10 protein-coding genes are annotated in these 12,845 nt (G+C 72.5%); 5 read left to right on the top strand and 5 right to left on the bottom strand.

Annotated features, from left to right (window positions below; genetic code table 11):
* Positions 1–440: 440 nt before the first annotated feature.
* Together WME90_RS23650 and WME90_RS23645 are read right to left on the bottom strand one after the other, a co-directional pair.
* The gene (locus WME90_RS23650; protein ID WP_437283444.1) at positions 441–1,574 is read right to left on the bottom strand and encodes a hypothetical protein; all 1,134 of its coding nucleotides are present in this window, start codon (positions 1,572–1,574) and stop codon (positions 441–443) included.
* Between the two features lie 10 nt (positions 1,575–1,584).
* Positions 1,585–3,069 (bottom strand): protein kinase domain-containing protein, encoded by a 1,485-nt coding sequence (locus WME90_RS23645; protein ID WP_437283443.1) that lies wholly within the window; start codon positions 3,067–3,069, stop codon positions 1,585–1,587.
* 266 nt (positions 3,070–3,335) lie between these two features.
* On the opposite strand from WME90_RS23645, the gene WME90_RS23640 reads away from it, so the two are divergent.
* The gene (locus WME90_RS23640; RefSeq protein ID WP_437283442.1) at positions 3,336–3,947 is read left to right on the top strand and encodes a TetR/AcrR family transcriptional regulator; all 612 of its coding nucleotides are present in this window, start codon (positions 3,336–3,338) and stop codon (positions 3,945–3,947) included.
* A gap of 45 nt (positions 3,948–3,992) precedes the next feature.
* On the opposite strand, the gene gcvA is transcribed toward WME90_RS23640, so the two are convergent.
* Positions 3,993–4,928 (bottom strand): transcriptional regulator GcvA, encoded by a 936-nt coding sequence (gene gcvA / locus WME90_RS23635; protein WP_437283441.1) that lies wholly within the window; start codon positions 4,926–4,928, stop codon positions 3,993–3,995.
* Between the two features lie 18 nt (positions 4,929–4,946).
* On the opposite strand from gcvA, the gene WME90_RS23630 reads away from it, so the two are divergent.
* Positions 4,947–5,648, top strand: a complete 702-nt coding sequence (locus WME90_RS23630) for a glutathione S-transferase family protein (protein WP_437283440.1) — start codon at positions 4,947–4,949, stop codon at positions 5,646–5,648.
* Positions 5,649–6,042: 394 nt separating this feature from the next.
* Here the strand turns inward: WME90_RS23630 and WME90_RS23625 are convergent, their stop codons facing one another.
* Together WME90_RS23625 and WME90_RS23620 are read right to left on the bottom strand one after the other, a co-directional pair.
* Complete coding sequence (locus tag WME90_RS23625; protein WP_437283439.1) at positions 6,043–7,047, bottom strand: hypothetical protein; 1,005 nt, start codon at positions 7,045–7,047, stop codon at positions 6,043–6,045.
* Positions 7,048–8,276: 1,229 nt separating this feature from the next.
* Positions 8,277–8,783, bottom strand: coding sequence for a hypothetical protein (locus tag WME90_RS23620; protein WP_437283438.1), 507 nt, complete (start codon positions 8,781–8,783; stop codon positions 8,277–8,279).
* A 517-nt stretch (positions 8,784–9,300) separates the two neighbouring features.
* Here WME90_RS23620 and WME90_RS23615 point away from each other — a divergent pair.
* From WME90_RS23615 to WME90_RS23605, 3 genes are read left to right on the top strand one after another with little or no spacing between them, the layout of a single operon-like run.
* On the top strand, positions 9,301–9,903 hold the full coding sequence (locus WME90_RS23615) for an RNA polymerase sigma factor (RefSeq protein WP_437283437.1): 603 nt from the start codon (positions 9,301–9,303) through the stop codon (positions 9,901–9,903).
* On the top strand, positions 9,900–10,775 hold the full coding sequence (locus WME90_RS23610; protein WP_437283436.1) for a hypothetical protein: 876 nt from the start codon (positions 9,900–9,902) through the stop codon (positions 10,773–10,775). Before WME90_RS23615 ends, WME90_RS23610 begins: the two co-directional genes overlap by 4 nt.
* Before the next feature lie 49 nt (positions 10,776–10,824).
* On the top strand, positions 10,825–12,657 hold the full coding sequence (locus WME90_RS23605; RefSeq protein ID WP_437283435.1) for an LA_2272 family surface repeat-containing protein: 1,833 nt from the start codon (positions 10,825–10,827) through the stop codon (positions 12,655–12,657).
* Positions 12,658–12,845 lie beyond the last annotated feature (188 nt).

Below are 12,845 nucleotides of genomic sequence, written 5' to 3'. Positions count from 1 at the left end.
TGGGGCCAGCTCCATCGATATCGATGCGTGGATCGCAGGGCTCGTTTCGCGATCTCGCCGCGCCCCGAGCGCAGCGGTCGGCGCTCTAGGGTGTCGCCGGAGCGGCGCCGTCCAGCGTGCGCGCGCGGCGCGCGCACGCGCGTCCTCGACCGCGCGCGCCGCGCGCACCTCCAACACCGGATCTTCGCCGCCCGGGCTTCGCTTTGCGACATCGCCCGAACACGAGGCCGTCGAGCTCTGCCCTATCGCCTCTTCCGAGCGTCACGCTTTCCCTGGCGACCGGGCGCGCGTTCATCGCTCAACGTCGCCCGCTTCGGGCAGGCCGGCGATGGCGAGGTCTAGGTTGTCGATCTCGACGGCACCGTGTGCCGCATCATCCGGAGTGAGCGCTCACGGCTCCCCCGCGCGCGCCGGCGTACGGCCGGGCGCTGCGTCGGCTGTCACATGGACCAGCGGAGCCCGGCGTAACGCGGGCCGATGACGAGCTCGGGCGGCGGGGCGGGCGCGGCGGCGGCCTGCTTCTCCGGCTGCACCGGCACCTTGCGGCCGCCGATGATGGCGAGCGGGATGCCGACGCCGGCGAGGACGAGCCCGCCGATGACGAGCCCAACCCCGGCGCCTTCCGTGTCGCTTTCCTCGTAGTCCACATTATCGGAGAACGGGTCACTGGAGCTGTCGTCGTACCCGCAGCCATCGCCGGAGCACGACGAGGCGATCACCAGGCCCCCACCCAGGACGGCGACGGTGCCGAGGCTCGTCAACACGATGCCCGTGACCATCATGCCCTTGCTGCGGCGCTTTGTCAGCGGGGCAGCCGGGAGCGCCGGCGCGCCTTTGGCCACCGGCGCGACCGGCGCGAACGGGGCGCCGCTCGCCGGCGGCGCGGCGGCGTGCGAGGGGGCCAGGGCGCCGGCAGGCGGCGCGGCGGCGCGTGCGGGGGCCGGGGCGCCGCTCGCGGGCGGCGCGGCGTCGCGCGCCGGCGCGCCGGCGGCGAGCGGCGGGACGGCCAGCGTCTCGGAGGCGCCCGCCCGGGTGAGCTCGACGGACCTCGCGAACGGCGCTCTGCCGGCGGCGGAGGCCTCGACCGTGTGCTTCCCGGGATCCACGGGCACCGGCGTGCCCCACTGCGCCCGCCCCACGAGGGCGCCGTCGCGCTTCACCTGGAGATCGGCCGGGGAGTCGGCCGGCGCGGTGATCGTCAGCCGGATGAGCCGCGGCTGGAGCGCGGCGGCGCGCTGCCGCGCGACCTTCTCGCGCTCCAGCTGGCCGGCGGCCTTCGCCGCGCCGGCCACCTCGAGGAACATCGACCAGGCGCTCGCCGTCCGGCCGAGCTGCTCGTAGCAGGCCGCGAGGTTGAACTGCGTGCCGATCCCCGGGTCGAGCCGCTGGCTCTCCTCGAGCTTGGGGCACGCGTCGGCGTACTTGCCCTCGGCCATCAGCTGCTTGGCCGCGTCGAACAGGGCCTGCGCGGCCGCCGTATCGGCCCTCGCGTCGCCGCCGCCCGCGAGGAGGGCGACAAGGAACATCGCGAGCGCCAGCAGGCGCCCGAGGTGCTGCACGGGCAGGCTCGTCATGGTGGTGTCCTCACTTGCGATCGTCGAACAGGTTGCCGCCGGGCGGCGCAGCGGCCGGAGCGGCGGGCGGCCGGGTGACCGGAGCCTGCTGCGGGGAGGCCGTGGGGCGCGGCGAAGCGCTCGGACGGCGCGGCGCCGTGGGCTTGCCGCTGGCCGACGCCGCGGGAGGGACCTCGGCCGGGCTCGGCGCCGCCGTACGTTCATCCATCGGCGCGGGGGCCTCGGCGCCGCCGGGCGTGACGGTTGGCGAGAGCGACGCGGGCGTGACCGGGGGCTGCGCCGCCGCGTCCGCCGGCGAGGGCGCCGCCGAGGCGCTGGCGGCCGGCTCTATCGCGGCGCCGTCGACGTGCGAGCGGGCCGAGCGGGATGTCAGAAACGCGAAGACCGCGATCGCCGCGATCAGCGACACGCCGGCGCCGGCCGCGACGGCGAGCCCCACAGGCCGCTTCCGCGGCACGACCGTCCCGCTCCACGTCGGCGAGGTGTTCAGCGCGGTAGTCACCACCGTCGGGGAGGTCGTCACGCCGCTCCCCGAGGCGAGCTCCGGCCGCGGGGGCCCCGAGCTCCGCGAGATCCCGCTGATCCGGTCGATGGAGAGCCTGGCCCGCCCCGTCGCGAACGGCGCGAGCGCCTCGGCCAGCTCCCCGACGTGGCGGAACCGTTGCTCCGGCAGCTTCTCCAGGCACCGCCGGATCACCGCCTCGAGCGCCGGGGGGACGTCCGAGCGGAACGACGCGAGGGGGCGCGGGATCCCTTGCATGATCGCCACGCAGAGCTGCGGCATCGTCGCGCCGTCGAACGGCGGCGCGCCGCTGAGCAGCTCGAACAGGATGACGCCGAGCGACCAGATGTCGGTGCGCGCGTCGACGTCCCGCGAGGACTTGAGCTGCTCTGGCGACATGTAGAGCGGCGACCCCATGACGGCCTTCGTGTCGGTGATCCGCGGATCCGAGCCGCCGGTCGCCACCTTCGAGATCCCGAAGTCGAGCACCTTCACGCACGGGGAGGCGTCCGCGCGCCGCGTGAGGAACAGGTTCGCGGGCTTGAGGTCGCGGTGGATGATGCCCGCGGCGTGCGCCTCGGCGAGCGCCTCGCAGGCCTGGAGGACGTACTCCACGGCCGCCTGCGGGGACATCGGCCCGCCGGCGCGGAGCGCGTCGGCGAGATCGCTGCCCGACAGGTACTCCATCACCATGTACGGCGTGCCGGACTCGAGCGTCCCGACGTCCGTCACGCGCGCCACGTGCTCGCTCTTCACCTTCACCGCGGCGCGCGCCTCGCGCACGAAGCGCTCGGAGAGCGTGCTCGAGCGGGCCGCCTCCGGCAGGAGCAGCTTGATCGCGACGCGCTCCTCCAGCTGGAGGTGGGTCGCGGCGACGACGACGCCCATCCCGCCGGCGCCGATCACCCGCTCGACGCGGTACTTTCCGGCGATGACCTGCCCCGGTCGCACCAGCCCTTCGGCTTCGTCGTGTGTCGGCGCGCTGCTCGTCATGGCTCGGTCCCTTCGCTCGCCGGACCGCGGACCCCGTGAACAGCGCGATCTTCGCGGAAAATCCGGTGCAAAGCCAGCCCACGATAGCCGCCGGACGGACGGCAATCAATCTCGGGGCTGGGCTCCGTCGCGTCGGCGCGGCCCGCGCCGTCGGGTTCGTGCCATCGCCAACAGCGCGCCGCCGCGCCCCCGTCCCCATGGTTCCCTCCGGCCGCCCGCCGGGACCCTTCCCCCGGCCGTGAATCCGGGAGAACATCGCTCACCTCATGGAGCACGGTCAGCCCGGCGGCGCCACTGAGCGGCGAAAGCGGATCCTCGAGGCGACAGAGCGGCTCCTCCGCCGGTACGGGCCTGCCAAGACCACCGTCGCCGACATCGCGCGCGAGGCCGAGATCGCGGTTGGCGCCGTCTACCTGGAGTTCGCCTCGAAGGACGCCATCGTCGAGGAGCTCTCCCAGGGGCAGCACCGCGCGGTCATGGCCGCGATGCGCGCCGCCGCGGCCGGGGACGACGTGCCGTTTTGCGACCGGCTTCGGGCGGTGTTCGACGCCCGCGCGCGCTGCTTCCTGGAGCTCGCCGGCTCGGGCGCGCACGCGTGTGATCTCGTGCATTGCCAGAGCCGCGCCGTGAAGGCGGCCCACGACCGCTTCCTCGACGAGGAGCGCGCGCTCCTCCGCGATCTCGTCGCGCGCGGCGCCTGCGCCGGCGAGCTCGACGCCGCCGACCCCGAGCTCACCGCGCGCGCCCTCCTGCGCGCCTACGCGAGCTTCTCTCCTCCGTGGCTGTTCCAGGGCTCGCGCGAAGAGGTGGAGGCGATGCTGTCCGCGGTCCACCGGATCGTCCTTTACGGCCTCGTCGGCCGCGGGCCGGGGCGCTGACCCCGCGCCGCCACATCTCCGCTCTTAGCTAGCGGCGGCAGCGGCTCAGCTTCCGGGCCTGTGCAGGCTCGCGGCTTCGGATACGATCCAGTCCCTGAAAGCGGCCACCGGCTTTCGCCGCAGGCTCGCGCGCGTGCTCACGAGGTAGTAAGCGAGGCCCGTTGGCAGCGCCGGGAGCTTGGGAAAGAGCGGCACCAGGCGGCCGACATCGAGCTCCGCGGCCGCGAGCGACCAGCGCGCGAGCGCCACCCCCTGACCGCGCACAGCCGCATCCACGAGCATCGACGAGTCGGTGAGCTGGCTCTGGCGCACCCGGGCCGGCAAGCGGCGCGAGCGCTCGCGAAACCAGCGGCCCCAGGCGTCGGGGTGGTCGTCCCCGAGCAACACCTCGTGGCGCAGGTCCTCGACGCGCCAGCGCGCGCGCTTGCTCGCGACGCTCGGCGCGGCGACCACGATCAGGGCGTCTTCCGCCAGCTTGACGGTGACCAGGCCCGGGTAGCTGCCGAGTCCATAACGAATGCCGATGTCCACCGGCTCTCTCGCGAGATCGACGAGGCGCTCGGTGGAGGAGATGCGCACGTCCACCTCCGGGTGGCTCACAAGGAACTGCCCGAGCCGCGGCACGAGCCAGCGCGCCCCGAACGACGGCGTGACGCTCACCGACACGGCGGGCCGCGCGTCCGCGGCGGGCCGCCGCAGGCGGGCGTTCGCCTCGCGCAGCCTGGCGAACACGACGCTGAGCTCCGCAGCCCATCGCTCGCCCTCCTCCGTCAGGCGGATGCCGTGCGGCGAGCGCCGAAACAGCGCCGTCTCCAGCGTGTCCTCGAGGGCGCGGAGCTGATGGCTGACGGCGGCCTGGGTCACGCCCAGCTCGCGGGCCGCGTGGGTGACGCTCGAATGGCGCGCCGCGGCCTCGAACGCCTGCAGGGCGGTGAGCGACGGCAGCGGCGGAGGGCGATCCCCCGGGGCGGGGCTGGTCATGAGGAATCCTCATATACCATGGAAAACATTCACTCGCTCGCCCCGGTGTGCCGGGGTATCCCGGGAGCCATGAAGCTCTACCGACTCCGATATAGCCCGTTCGCCCGCAAGGTTCAGATGCTGCTCGACCTCATGGCTCGCCCGTACGAGCTGGTCGAGGTGCCGTATGATGATCGCGACGAGCTGGCCCGCGTGACCGGCGGCTATATCTACGTGCCCGTGCTGGTCGGCGACGGCGGCCAGGTGACGGTGGAGTCACGGCGGATCTGCGAGCTGCTTCTCGAGGACCCTGCCGCCCGGCGCTTGACGTTGGACGTCCTCGAGGGGCCGGTCTGGGCGTACGCGGACTTCTGCGACGGACCGCTCGAGGACGTGTTGTTTCGAGTCGCGTCGCCGCGCATCCGCGACGCCTGGGAGCGGCCGGGTCAGCGCGCCCTGTACACGCTGATCAAGGAGCGCAAGTTCGGCGCCGGCTGTATCGAGCAGTGGGAGCGCGACACGCCGGCGCTGCTCGATCGCGCGCGCGCCCTGCTCGCGCCGACCGTCCGGACGCTGCGGCGAGCGCCGTTCGTGTTCGGCGAGGCTCCGAGCCTCGCGGACGCGGCGCTTTACGGCAACCTGGCGATGTTGTTCGAAGCGGACCGGGCGCTGCCCGGAGCGCTGGCGGCGGAGCTGCCGGGGTACATGTCCCGGCTCGAGCGGCTCATCCCGTCGCGGTGAGCCTGGGCTCCCCCGCCTCGCTCATCGCCCCGCTTCGCAGCTGATTCGCTACAAGCATCCATCGACGATGAGCGCGTTCATCGCCACCATGGGCGCCGGGCGGGCTTGTGTATGGCCACCCCAGGCCTCCCGTGAAGAGGTGAAGGCGATGCTGCCCGCGGTCCACCGGACTCCGTGCCTCCGGCCGTGTCGGCGACTGTCATGAGGCTCCTTGCGAAGGATGCGGACGAGCGGTACCAGAGCGCGGAATGCCTATCGAAGGGCCTCCGCAGGTGCCAGCGCACGACCAGTCCGGCGCTCGATCCAGACGATGAGGACAGGGCAGCGGCAGCGGCTTTGCTCGGGGCCGGGGATATCGTCTTGAGGCCTTCTACAAGAGCTTGCCCGCTGCCTGCTACTGGCAGATACCCCCCACGCACAGGCCGCTCGTGCAGTCGGCTCCTACCGCGCATTGCTCGCCAGCTGGGCAGGTCGGACAGGTCCCTCCTCCGCAGTCGACGCCGGTCTCGTTGCCGTTCTTGACGTTGTCGGAGCAGGTCGCAGCCCGGCAGATGCTGCCGACGCACACGCCGGTCGCGCAGTCGGACGCTACGATGCATTGTCCGCCCACCGGGCAGACCGGACAGGTCCCTCCCCCGCAGTCGATGCCGGTCTCGTTGCCGTTCTTGACGCGGTCGGAGCAGGTCGGAGCCCCGCAGATGCCGCCGGCGCACACGCCGGTCGTGCAGTCGGAGCCTACGAGGCATTGCCCGCCCTCCTGGCAGGCCGGACAGGTCCCTCCTCCGCAGTCGACGCCGGTCTCGTTGCCGTTCTTGACGTTGTCGGAGCAGGTCGCAGCCCGGCAGATGCCGCCGACGCACACGCCGGTCGCGCAGTCGGACGCTACGAGGCATTGTCCGCCCTCCTGGCAGGCCGGACAGGTCCCTCCTCCGCAGTCGACGCCGGTCTCGTTGCCGTTCTTGACGTTGTCGGAACAGCTCGGCGGCTGCCCACAGACGTTGGGGATGCCGCCACCGCCGCAGATGGCGGGCGGGCTGCACGTACCGCAATCGAGAGTCCCGCCACACAGGTCGGAGATCGAGCCGCAGTTCTTGCTTGCGATCGTGCATGATGTCGGAATGCAGTGAGCGGAGCACGGTTGCACGAACGCGGAGACGAGCGTTCCCTTGGTGATGACGCCGCTCTTTCGGAGCTCAGCAGTCGCGCGCGCCACGCACGTCATGCACTGGTGCTCGTTCGTGTAATCGCCGGCGCATGCCGCCTGGACCTGCTCGAACGGAGTCAGTCCGCTCAATGCCTCGCGCGCGACACCCGGAACGGACTCGGAGTCGCTGCATGCACCAGCGATGACCACGATGGTAATCGCGATGCTGAAGAAGGACGTTCGGCCAGGACTCATGCTCTCTCCTCCCGATGTGCGGCCACGTACATTCCGAGCCGTGCCGCCCCCTCACAATCGCTGTGCTGGCAGTGCCCTCGGTGCGCCTTCAATTGGGTTCTGGCACCTGATCATTTCGCGGGCAAGTCTCGCAACCAACCCCACCGGAAGCACGCGTGCCCGAGGCGGCCGAACGTGTCCGAGCGTCATCGCTCCGACTCCACCCGGACACGCTCCCTCCCCCGCCCGTGGGCGTTCACCATCCGCGTGGGCGAGCCCGGCGAGAAAGCGATCGATCTGGCGGACGCGCGTCTCTTTGGAACGCCCCAAGTGGAACAATAATGTCTCTGTTTGTGAGGCAGACCGCGAATCGAAGCCCGCGCCGCGCGGAGTGCCTGCTCAACGAGCTTTGTAGACGCGCCAGGACTCGCCGCCGATGTCGGCGGTGAGGCGCCGCAATGTCCGGCGAACCCCTTGAGCGAGGGGCGGAAGAATGACGCCGGGCGCAGGAAACCCCCTTGAGAGGTGACCAACGTCCCTGAGAGCTATCCCGGCAGGAGCTTGATGTAGCGACACGTGGCGATGGTGTCGTCGCGGGAGTTTGGCAGCTTCGAGAGGCCAACATCCTTGCGGCAGCGGTCGTCGTCGTCGTGATTCTTGGCGAGCTCTGGAGCCTGGCGTGATGAAACACTAGGGCACCGATCACGTTGAAGTCCCGAAGAAACCAACGGAAGGGAAGAGTAACCGCAAGGGGCGCAAGGGGAAGACAAAAACTATCTCGTCTCTGGTCCCTTGCGCCCCTTGCGCCCTTGCGGTTTCTATCTTTCTCGCATTCCTGGTCCCTGGAGCTCGCTTCCCGGCAGAGCGGTCGGGCTTCGCAATTCATTGAATTCAGGCAGCTTTCAACCTGTTCGGTACTCTGGGCGAAGCGTCGGCTCGACCCCCGTCACCTTCGCGTCGAGCTCTGGACGCGGTGGCCCGAGCAGACCGCGCTCGGTCGTCGATTCTTCCCAGCCGGGCGGTAAGTGCGTTGTGACATCATCTCAGTCGAGCCCAAGTGCTGCTCCCGCTGCATACGCCTCACCCGGAGCCAGCAACCCGGCTGTCAAGGTGAACGGGCATGCAGGAGGGCCTATCGTGGACGCGCAATCAAGAACGAACATCGGCGACGCGGTGCGAATCGGTGCGTGAACCGGAGTCGGTAAGAGGCCGCGTCAGAGGGGAGCCGGCCTCGGGGAGCGCCCCGCGGCTCAGGTGCAGACGCCCTCGACGCACGCGCTGCCGCTCGGGCAGTCGCAGTTCGCCTCGCAGGAGATGGCCGGCTCGGGCGGGGGCGCGCAATAGCCACCCTCGCACGACTCGCCCTCGGGGCACTCGCACGAGGCCGCGCACGGCGTCTTGCACGTCCCTTCGACGCACGCGTCGCCGCTCGGGCAGTCGCACGCCGCCTGGCAGGCGCCCGGGGTTCCTGGTGAGCTCTCGCCACCGCCGCTCGCGCTGCTTTCGCCGCCGCTCGCGCTGCTTTCGCCGCCGCTCGCGCTGCTTTCGCCGCCGCTGCTGCTCGCAGCGTCACCGTCGGGTTCCTCGGTGTCCTCGTCCCAATCGGGGCGATCGAAGTCGGGCGCATCGGGCGCGTCGACACAGTCGTCGTCCCAGTCGCAATCGTCGCCGGTCTCGATGTAACAACCGACCGTCGTCATCGAGAAGAAGGACAAAGAGAGACCGAGACCCCACTCGAAGGCCGTGCGCATGCTCATAGGTCATCACTCCTGATAGCGATTGATCCAGGGCAGCGGCGCGGCTCGTCGGCGCGCGCCCTCTGCCCACTCGGAGCTGCGTGCCCGCTGCCGCGCGCTCCGTTCAACGGGTCGCGGGCCTGCGCACGATCTCGACGGCCGACGGTCCGGAGCTCCCGGGCGGCGGGACGGACCCCGGCGGTCGATCGCTCCCCTGGCCGTCGATTTCAGCCGTCCGGACCCCGGCGGTCGATTTTTGCGGGCCGGCGTTGAACGTCCCCGACCCCTCCGGGCACGAAACCGACGCGCCGACCATGAACGCTCTCCTCCACGCCGGGCACGACGGGGTGTGCCTTATGTCGACCCGGGCTCTCCGACGCTTGTTGATGGCAAACGGGCAACGCCGCCGGGCGCGTTCGGGTGTAACGATGATGGCGCAGGGATGGACCGAGATGGGACGGAGCGAGCAGCGGGTTTTCCGGGGGCACAGCCGCCCGGCGCCGACGAGCCCCCGCGCGCCGGGGAGAGGTGGCGACCGATGAAGACCATGGCGCTCCTCATGCCGTTCTTCTTCTCCCGCGGCGCCGAGCGCGCGCAGGACGAGGAAGAAGAGCTCGTCGAGCGGCTGCGGCGCGGGGACGCCGCGGCGGTCGGCCAGGCGTACGACAAGCACTACGCCGCGGTGCGCGGGTTCGCCCGCCGCCTCACCGGCGACGACGCGTCCGCCGAGGACCTGGCGCACGACGTCTTCATCAGCCTGCCGCAGGCCGCGCAGCGGTTCCGCGGCGGCTCTTCGCTCAAGACGTTCCTTATCGCGATCGCGGTCAACCACGCCCGCCACCACCTCCGCGCCGCGGCGCGCCGCCGCGCGGCCATGGAGCGGCTCGCCCTGGAGCCGGACGAGGATCAGGCGTCGAGCCCCGAGCGGGAAGCCGGCCGCGCCGCGCTCGCCCAGGCCCTGAACCGCGCCCTCGACGCGCTGCCGACCGCGCAGCGCGTGGCGTTCGTGCTCTGCGAGGTCGAGGAGCGCAGCTCGCGCGAGGCGTCCGAGATCATGGGCGTGCCCGAGGCCACCGTGCGCACGCGGCTGTTCCACGCCAAGCAGAAGCTCCGGACGCTGCTGGAAGAGAGGGCGCCGTGAACGTGAAGGAGAAGGACGACGTGCTCCGCGAGGCCGCGCGCGCGCTGCGCGTGGAGGCGGACGCGTCGCGCGCCCGCCGCGACGAGACGCGCGCCCGCGTGATGAGGAGCCTGAAGGCCCAGCGCGCCCGCCGCCTCGCGACGGTCCGCGTGGTGGTCCCGCTGGCCGCCGTGCTCGTCGGGTCGGTCGCGTGGGCCTCGGCCGCGCGCTGGTTCCCGGGCGGCTGGGACGATGTGGCGTCGCGGCTCGGCCTGAGCGTCTCCGAGGTGCCCGCCATGCCGCCCGCGCCGCCGTCGCAGCGCGCGCTGTCCGGGCCGCGGCGCGCGGCCGAGGCGCCCGCGCCCCCGGAGGCCGAGGCGCCCGCGCCGCCAGAGGCCGAGGCGAGCGCGGAGGCGGTCGCGCCGGAGCAGCCGCCGTTGCCTGCGCCGATCGCGGAGCCCCCGATCGCCCCTGCGCCGCCGCGCGCGCCGGTGCTGGCGGTCGCGCCGGTCCGGTCGGCCTCGCGGCCGGTCGCGCCGAGCGCCGTGCGCCCTGCGCCCGCCCAGCGGCCGGCGGCGGCCGATCCGCAGGCCATCGAGCCTGCTCCCGCCGGACCCGACGCGGACGCGCTCTATCAGACGGCGCACCGCGCGCACTTCGTCGAGCGCAATCCAGCGGCCGCGCTCGCCGCCTGGAACGCGTACCTGGCCGCCGCGCCGCGCGGCCGTTTCGCCGTGGAGGCCCAGTACAACCGCGCCCTCTGCCTCGTTCGCCTCGGCCGCAAGGACGAGGCGCAGCGGGCGCTCGAGCCGTTCGCGCAGGGCGCCTTCGGCGGCTACCGGCAGGCAGAATCGCGCTCGCTGCTCGAGGCGATGCGCGGCGCGGACGAGTGAGCGTCGCGGCGCGTGAACGAACGCGCGGCGAGCGGGCACATCACGGTCGATGAACACACACGACACCGCTCCTCTCTCCGCGGCTCCCTGCGGCTTGCCGCGCCGTGACCGGACGTCCGCGCGCAGCGCAGGCCTCCGCGCGGGCGTCGTCCTGCTGCGCGCCCTCGCGGCCGCGGCCGTGTTCGCGGCGATCTCCGCGTTTCCCGCGGGCGTCCTCGCCGAGGAGCCGAGCGCCGCCGGCGTCGACCTCGTCATCGACGGCGCGCCGTGGACGCTCGATCCCGACGCGGTGAGCGCGGCCGTCGGCCGCGAGCTCGGCGGCGCCGTGACGCTCACCCCTGCAGCGACCGCCGGGCGCCCCACGCTGGTCCTTCGCGGCGAGCCCGACGGCCGTGTCACGCTGACGTACCGCGCCCCGGACGGCCGCCGCATCGAGCGCACCATCGACGTCCCCTCGGACTCCCAGCGCGCCGCCGAGGCGATCGCCCTGCTCGCGGGCAACCTCGTCCGGGACGAGGCCGCGGAGCTCGCCGCGGCGCTCGGCAAGCGCCCCGCCGCGGAGCCGCCTGCGGCCCCGTCAGCGCCAGCGGCCCCGTCAGCGCCTGCGGCCCAGCCAGCGCCTCCGGCGCGCCCCGCGCCGGCCGCCGCCAGGCCGAACGGGCCTCCCCGCGCCGCGCGCGCCGCCGACGCCGCGCGCCCCGCGCCGCCGGAGCCGCCTCCGTGCGCGTCTCCAGGCGCGAGGGCCGTCCTGTTCGGCGCCGACGTCGTCCCCCTCGTCGGCTCCTCGACGTACACCGGCACGGACGTGATCCGCCGCTACTCGCTGAACCTCGTCGCCGGGTACACGGCGGGCACGACGGGCGTCGAGCTCAGCGCGGGCGCCAACATCTCCTCGTCGTTCCTGTGCGGGACGCAGCTCTCGTCCGCGGCCAACGTCGTGCTCGGTCCGGCGCGCGGCGTGCAGCTCACGGGCGGCGTCAACGCCGCCGGCTCGCTGCGGGGCGCGCAGATCGGCATGCTCAACGCCGCCGCCGGCCCGGTCACGGGCGCGCAGATCGGCGCGCTCGACGTCGCGGCGGGCCCGATCAACGGAGCCCAGATCGGCGTGGCCAACGTCGCCGTGGGGGCGTCCGTGGACCTGCAGGTCGGCCTGACCAACGTCGCCGTGAGCGAGGCGACCGACGCGCAGATCGGCGTGGCCAACGTCGCCCTGGGCGAGGCGACGGACACTCAGATCAGCCTGGTCAACGTGGCCGTCGGCGCGTCGACCGACCTGCAGGCCGGCCTGACCAACGTGGCCGCGAGCGAGTCGACCGACGTGCAGATCGGGCTCCTCAACATCGCCACCGGCAAGGTGGGGGGCGCGCAGATCGGCCTCGTCAACTACGCCAACGACTCGCCGTTCTCGCTCGGGCTGTTCAACTTCATCCGCAAGGGCCGCCTCCACCTGGACGTCTGGGGGCTCGAGTCCGGCATCGTGGTGGCCGGCGTCAAGCACGGGAGCGACCACATCCACAACATCTACGGGATCGGCCTTCGCACGATCGGCAATCGCCCTCTCCTTGTCTCTGCGCTCGGCCTGGGCGGCCGCATCCCCATCCATCAGCGCGCCTATATCGACCTCGACGTGCTCGGGTACACGCTCCACGAGCCGTCCTCGCTCGAGCCCGCGGCCACGATCGCGCAGGCGCGCGCGCTCCTCGGCTTCCGCCTTTTCTCGGAGCTCGCGATCTTCGGAGGCCCCAGCCTCAACGTCTCGTTCAGCGGCACCCCGAAGGACGCCCAGCTGAGCCCCTACGGCAGCGCCCCCCTCGGCTCCGACGACGCCAGCAGCACCGAGCGCGCCTGGCCCGGCGTCGTGCTCGGCGTACAGGCGTTCTGATCCAACCGTCGCGCTCGCCGGTGGGGCGGGTTGACGGGCGCGTGAACGAATTTACTTTCCGTTCATCGATTCATGGAGCTCGCCCGAGCGGTTGCTCGCGGCGGTCTACGTGAGCCCATCCGCGCGCCGCGCTGCCCTGACGGGCGGAGGCGCGGCGCGCCGTCCACCCAACCGTTTACCAACCGTCC

The sequence above is a fragment of the Sorangium sp. So ce375 genome (genome assembly GCF_051473855.1).
Classification (GTDB): Bacteria; Myxococcota_A; Polyangia; order Polyangiales; family Polyangiaceae; genus Sorangium.
Note: the sequence above shows the minus strand (reverse complement) of the source record. Positions and strands in the feature narration are given on the sequence as shown.

Coding starts and splice junctions, on each gene's coding strand:
- gcvA (WP_437283441.1), bottom strand. CDS start 4,928: ATGACCAGCCCCGCCCCGGGGGATCGCCCTCCGCCGCTGCCGTCGCTC.
- WME90_RS23605 (WP_437283435.1), top strand. CDS start 10,825: ATGAACACACACGACACCGCTCCTCTCTCCGCGGCTCCCTGCGGCTTG.
- WME90_RS23645 (WP_437283443.1), bottom strand. CDS start 3,069: ATGACGAGCAGCGCGCCGACACACGACGAAGCCGAAGGGCTGGTGCGA.
- WME90_RS23625 (WP_437283439.1), bottom strand. CDS start 7,047: ATGAGTCCTGGCCGAACGTCCTTCTTCAGCATCGCGATTACCATCGTG.
- WME90_RS23615 (WP_437283437.1), top strand. CDS start 9,301: ATGAAGACCATGGCGCTCCTCATGCCGTTCTTCTTCTCCCGCGGCGCC.
- WME90_RS23620 (WP_437283438.1), bottom strand. CDS start 8,783: ATGAGCATGCGCACGGCCTTCGAGTGGGGTCTCGGTCTCTCTTTGTCC.
- WME90_RS23650 (WP_437283444.1), bottom strand. CDS start 1,574: ATGACGAGCCTGCCCGTGCAGCACCTCGGGCGCCTGCTGGCGCTCGCG.
- WME90_RS23630 (WP_437283440.1), top strand. CDS start 4,947: ATGGAAAACATTCACTCGCTCGCCCCGGTGTGCCGGGGTATCCCGGGA.
- WME90_RS23640 (WP_437283442.1), top strand. CDS start 3,336: ATGGAGCACGGTCAGCCCGGCGGCGCCACTGAGCGGCGAAAGCGGATC.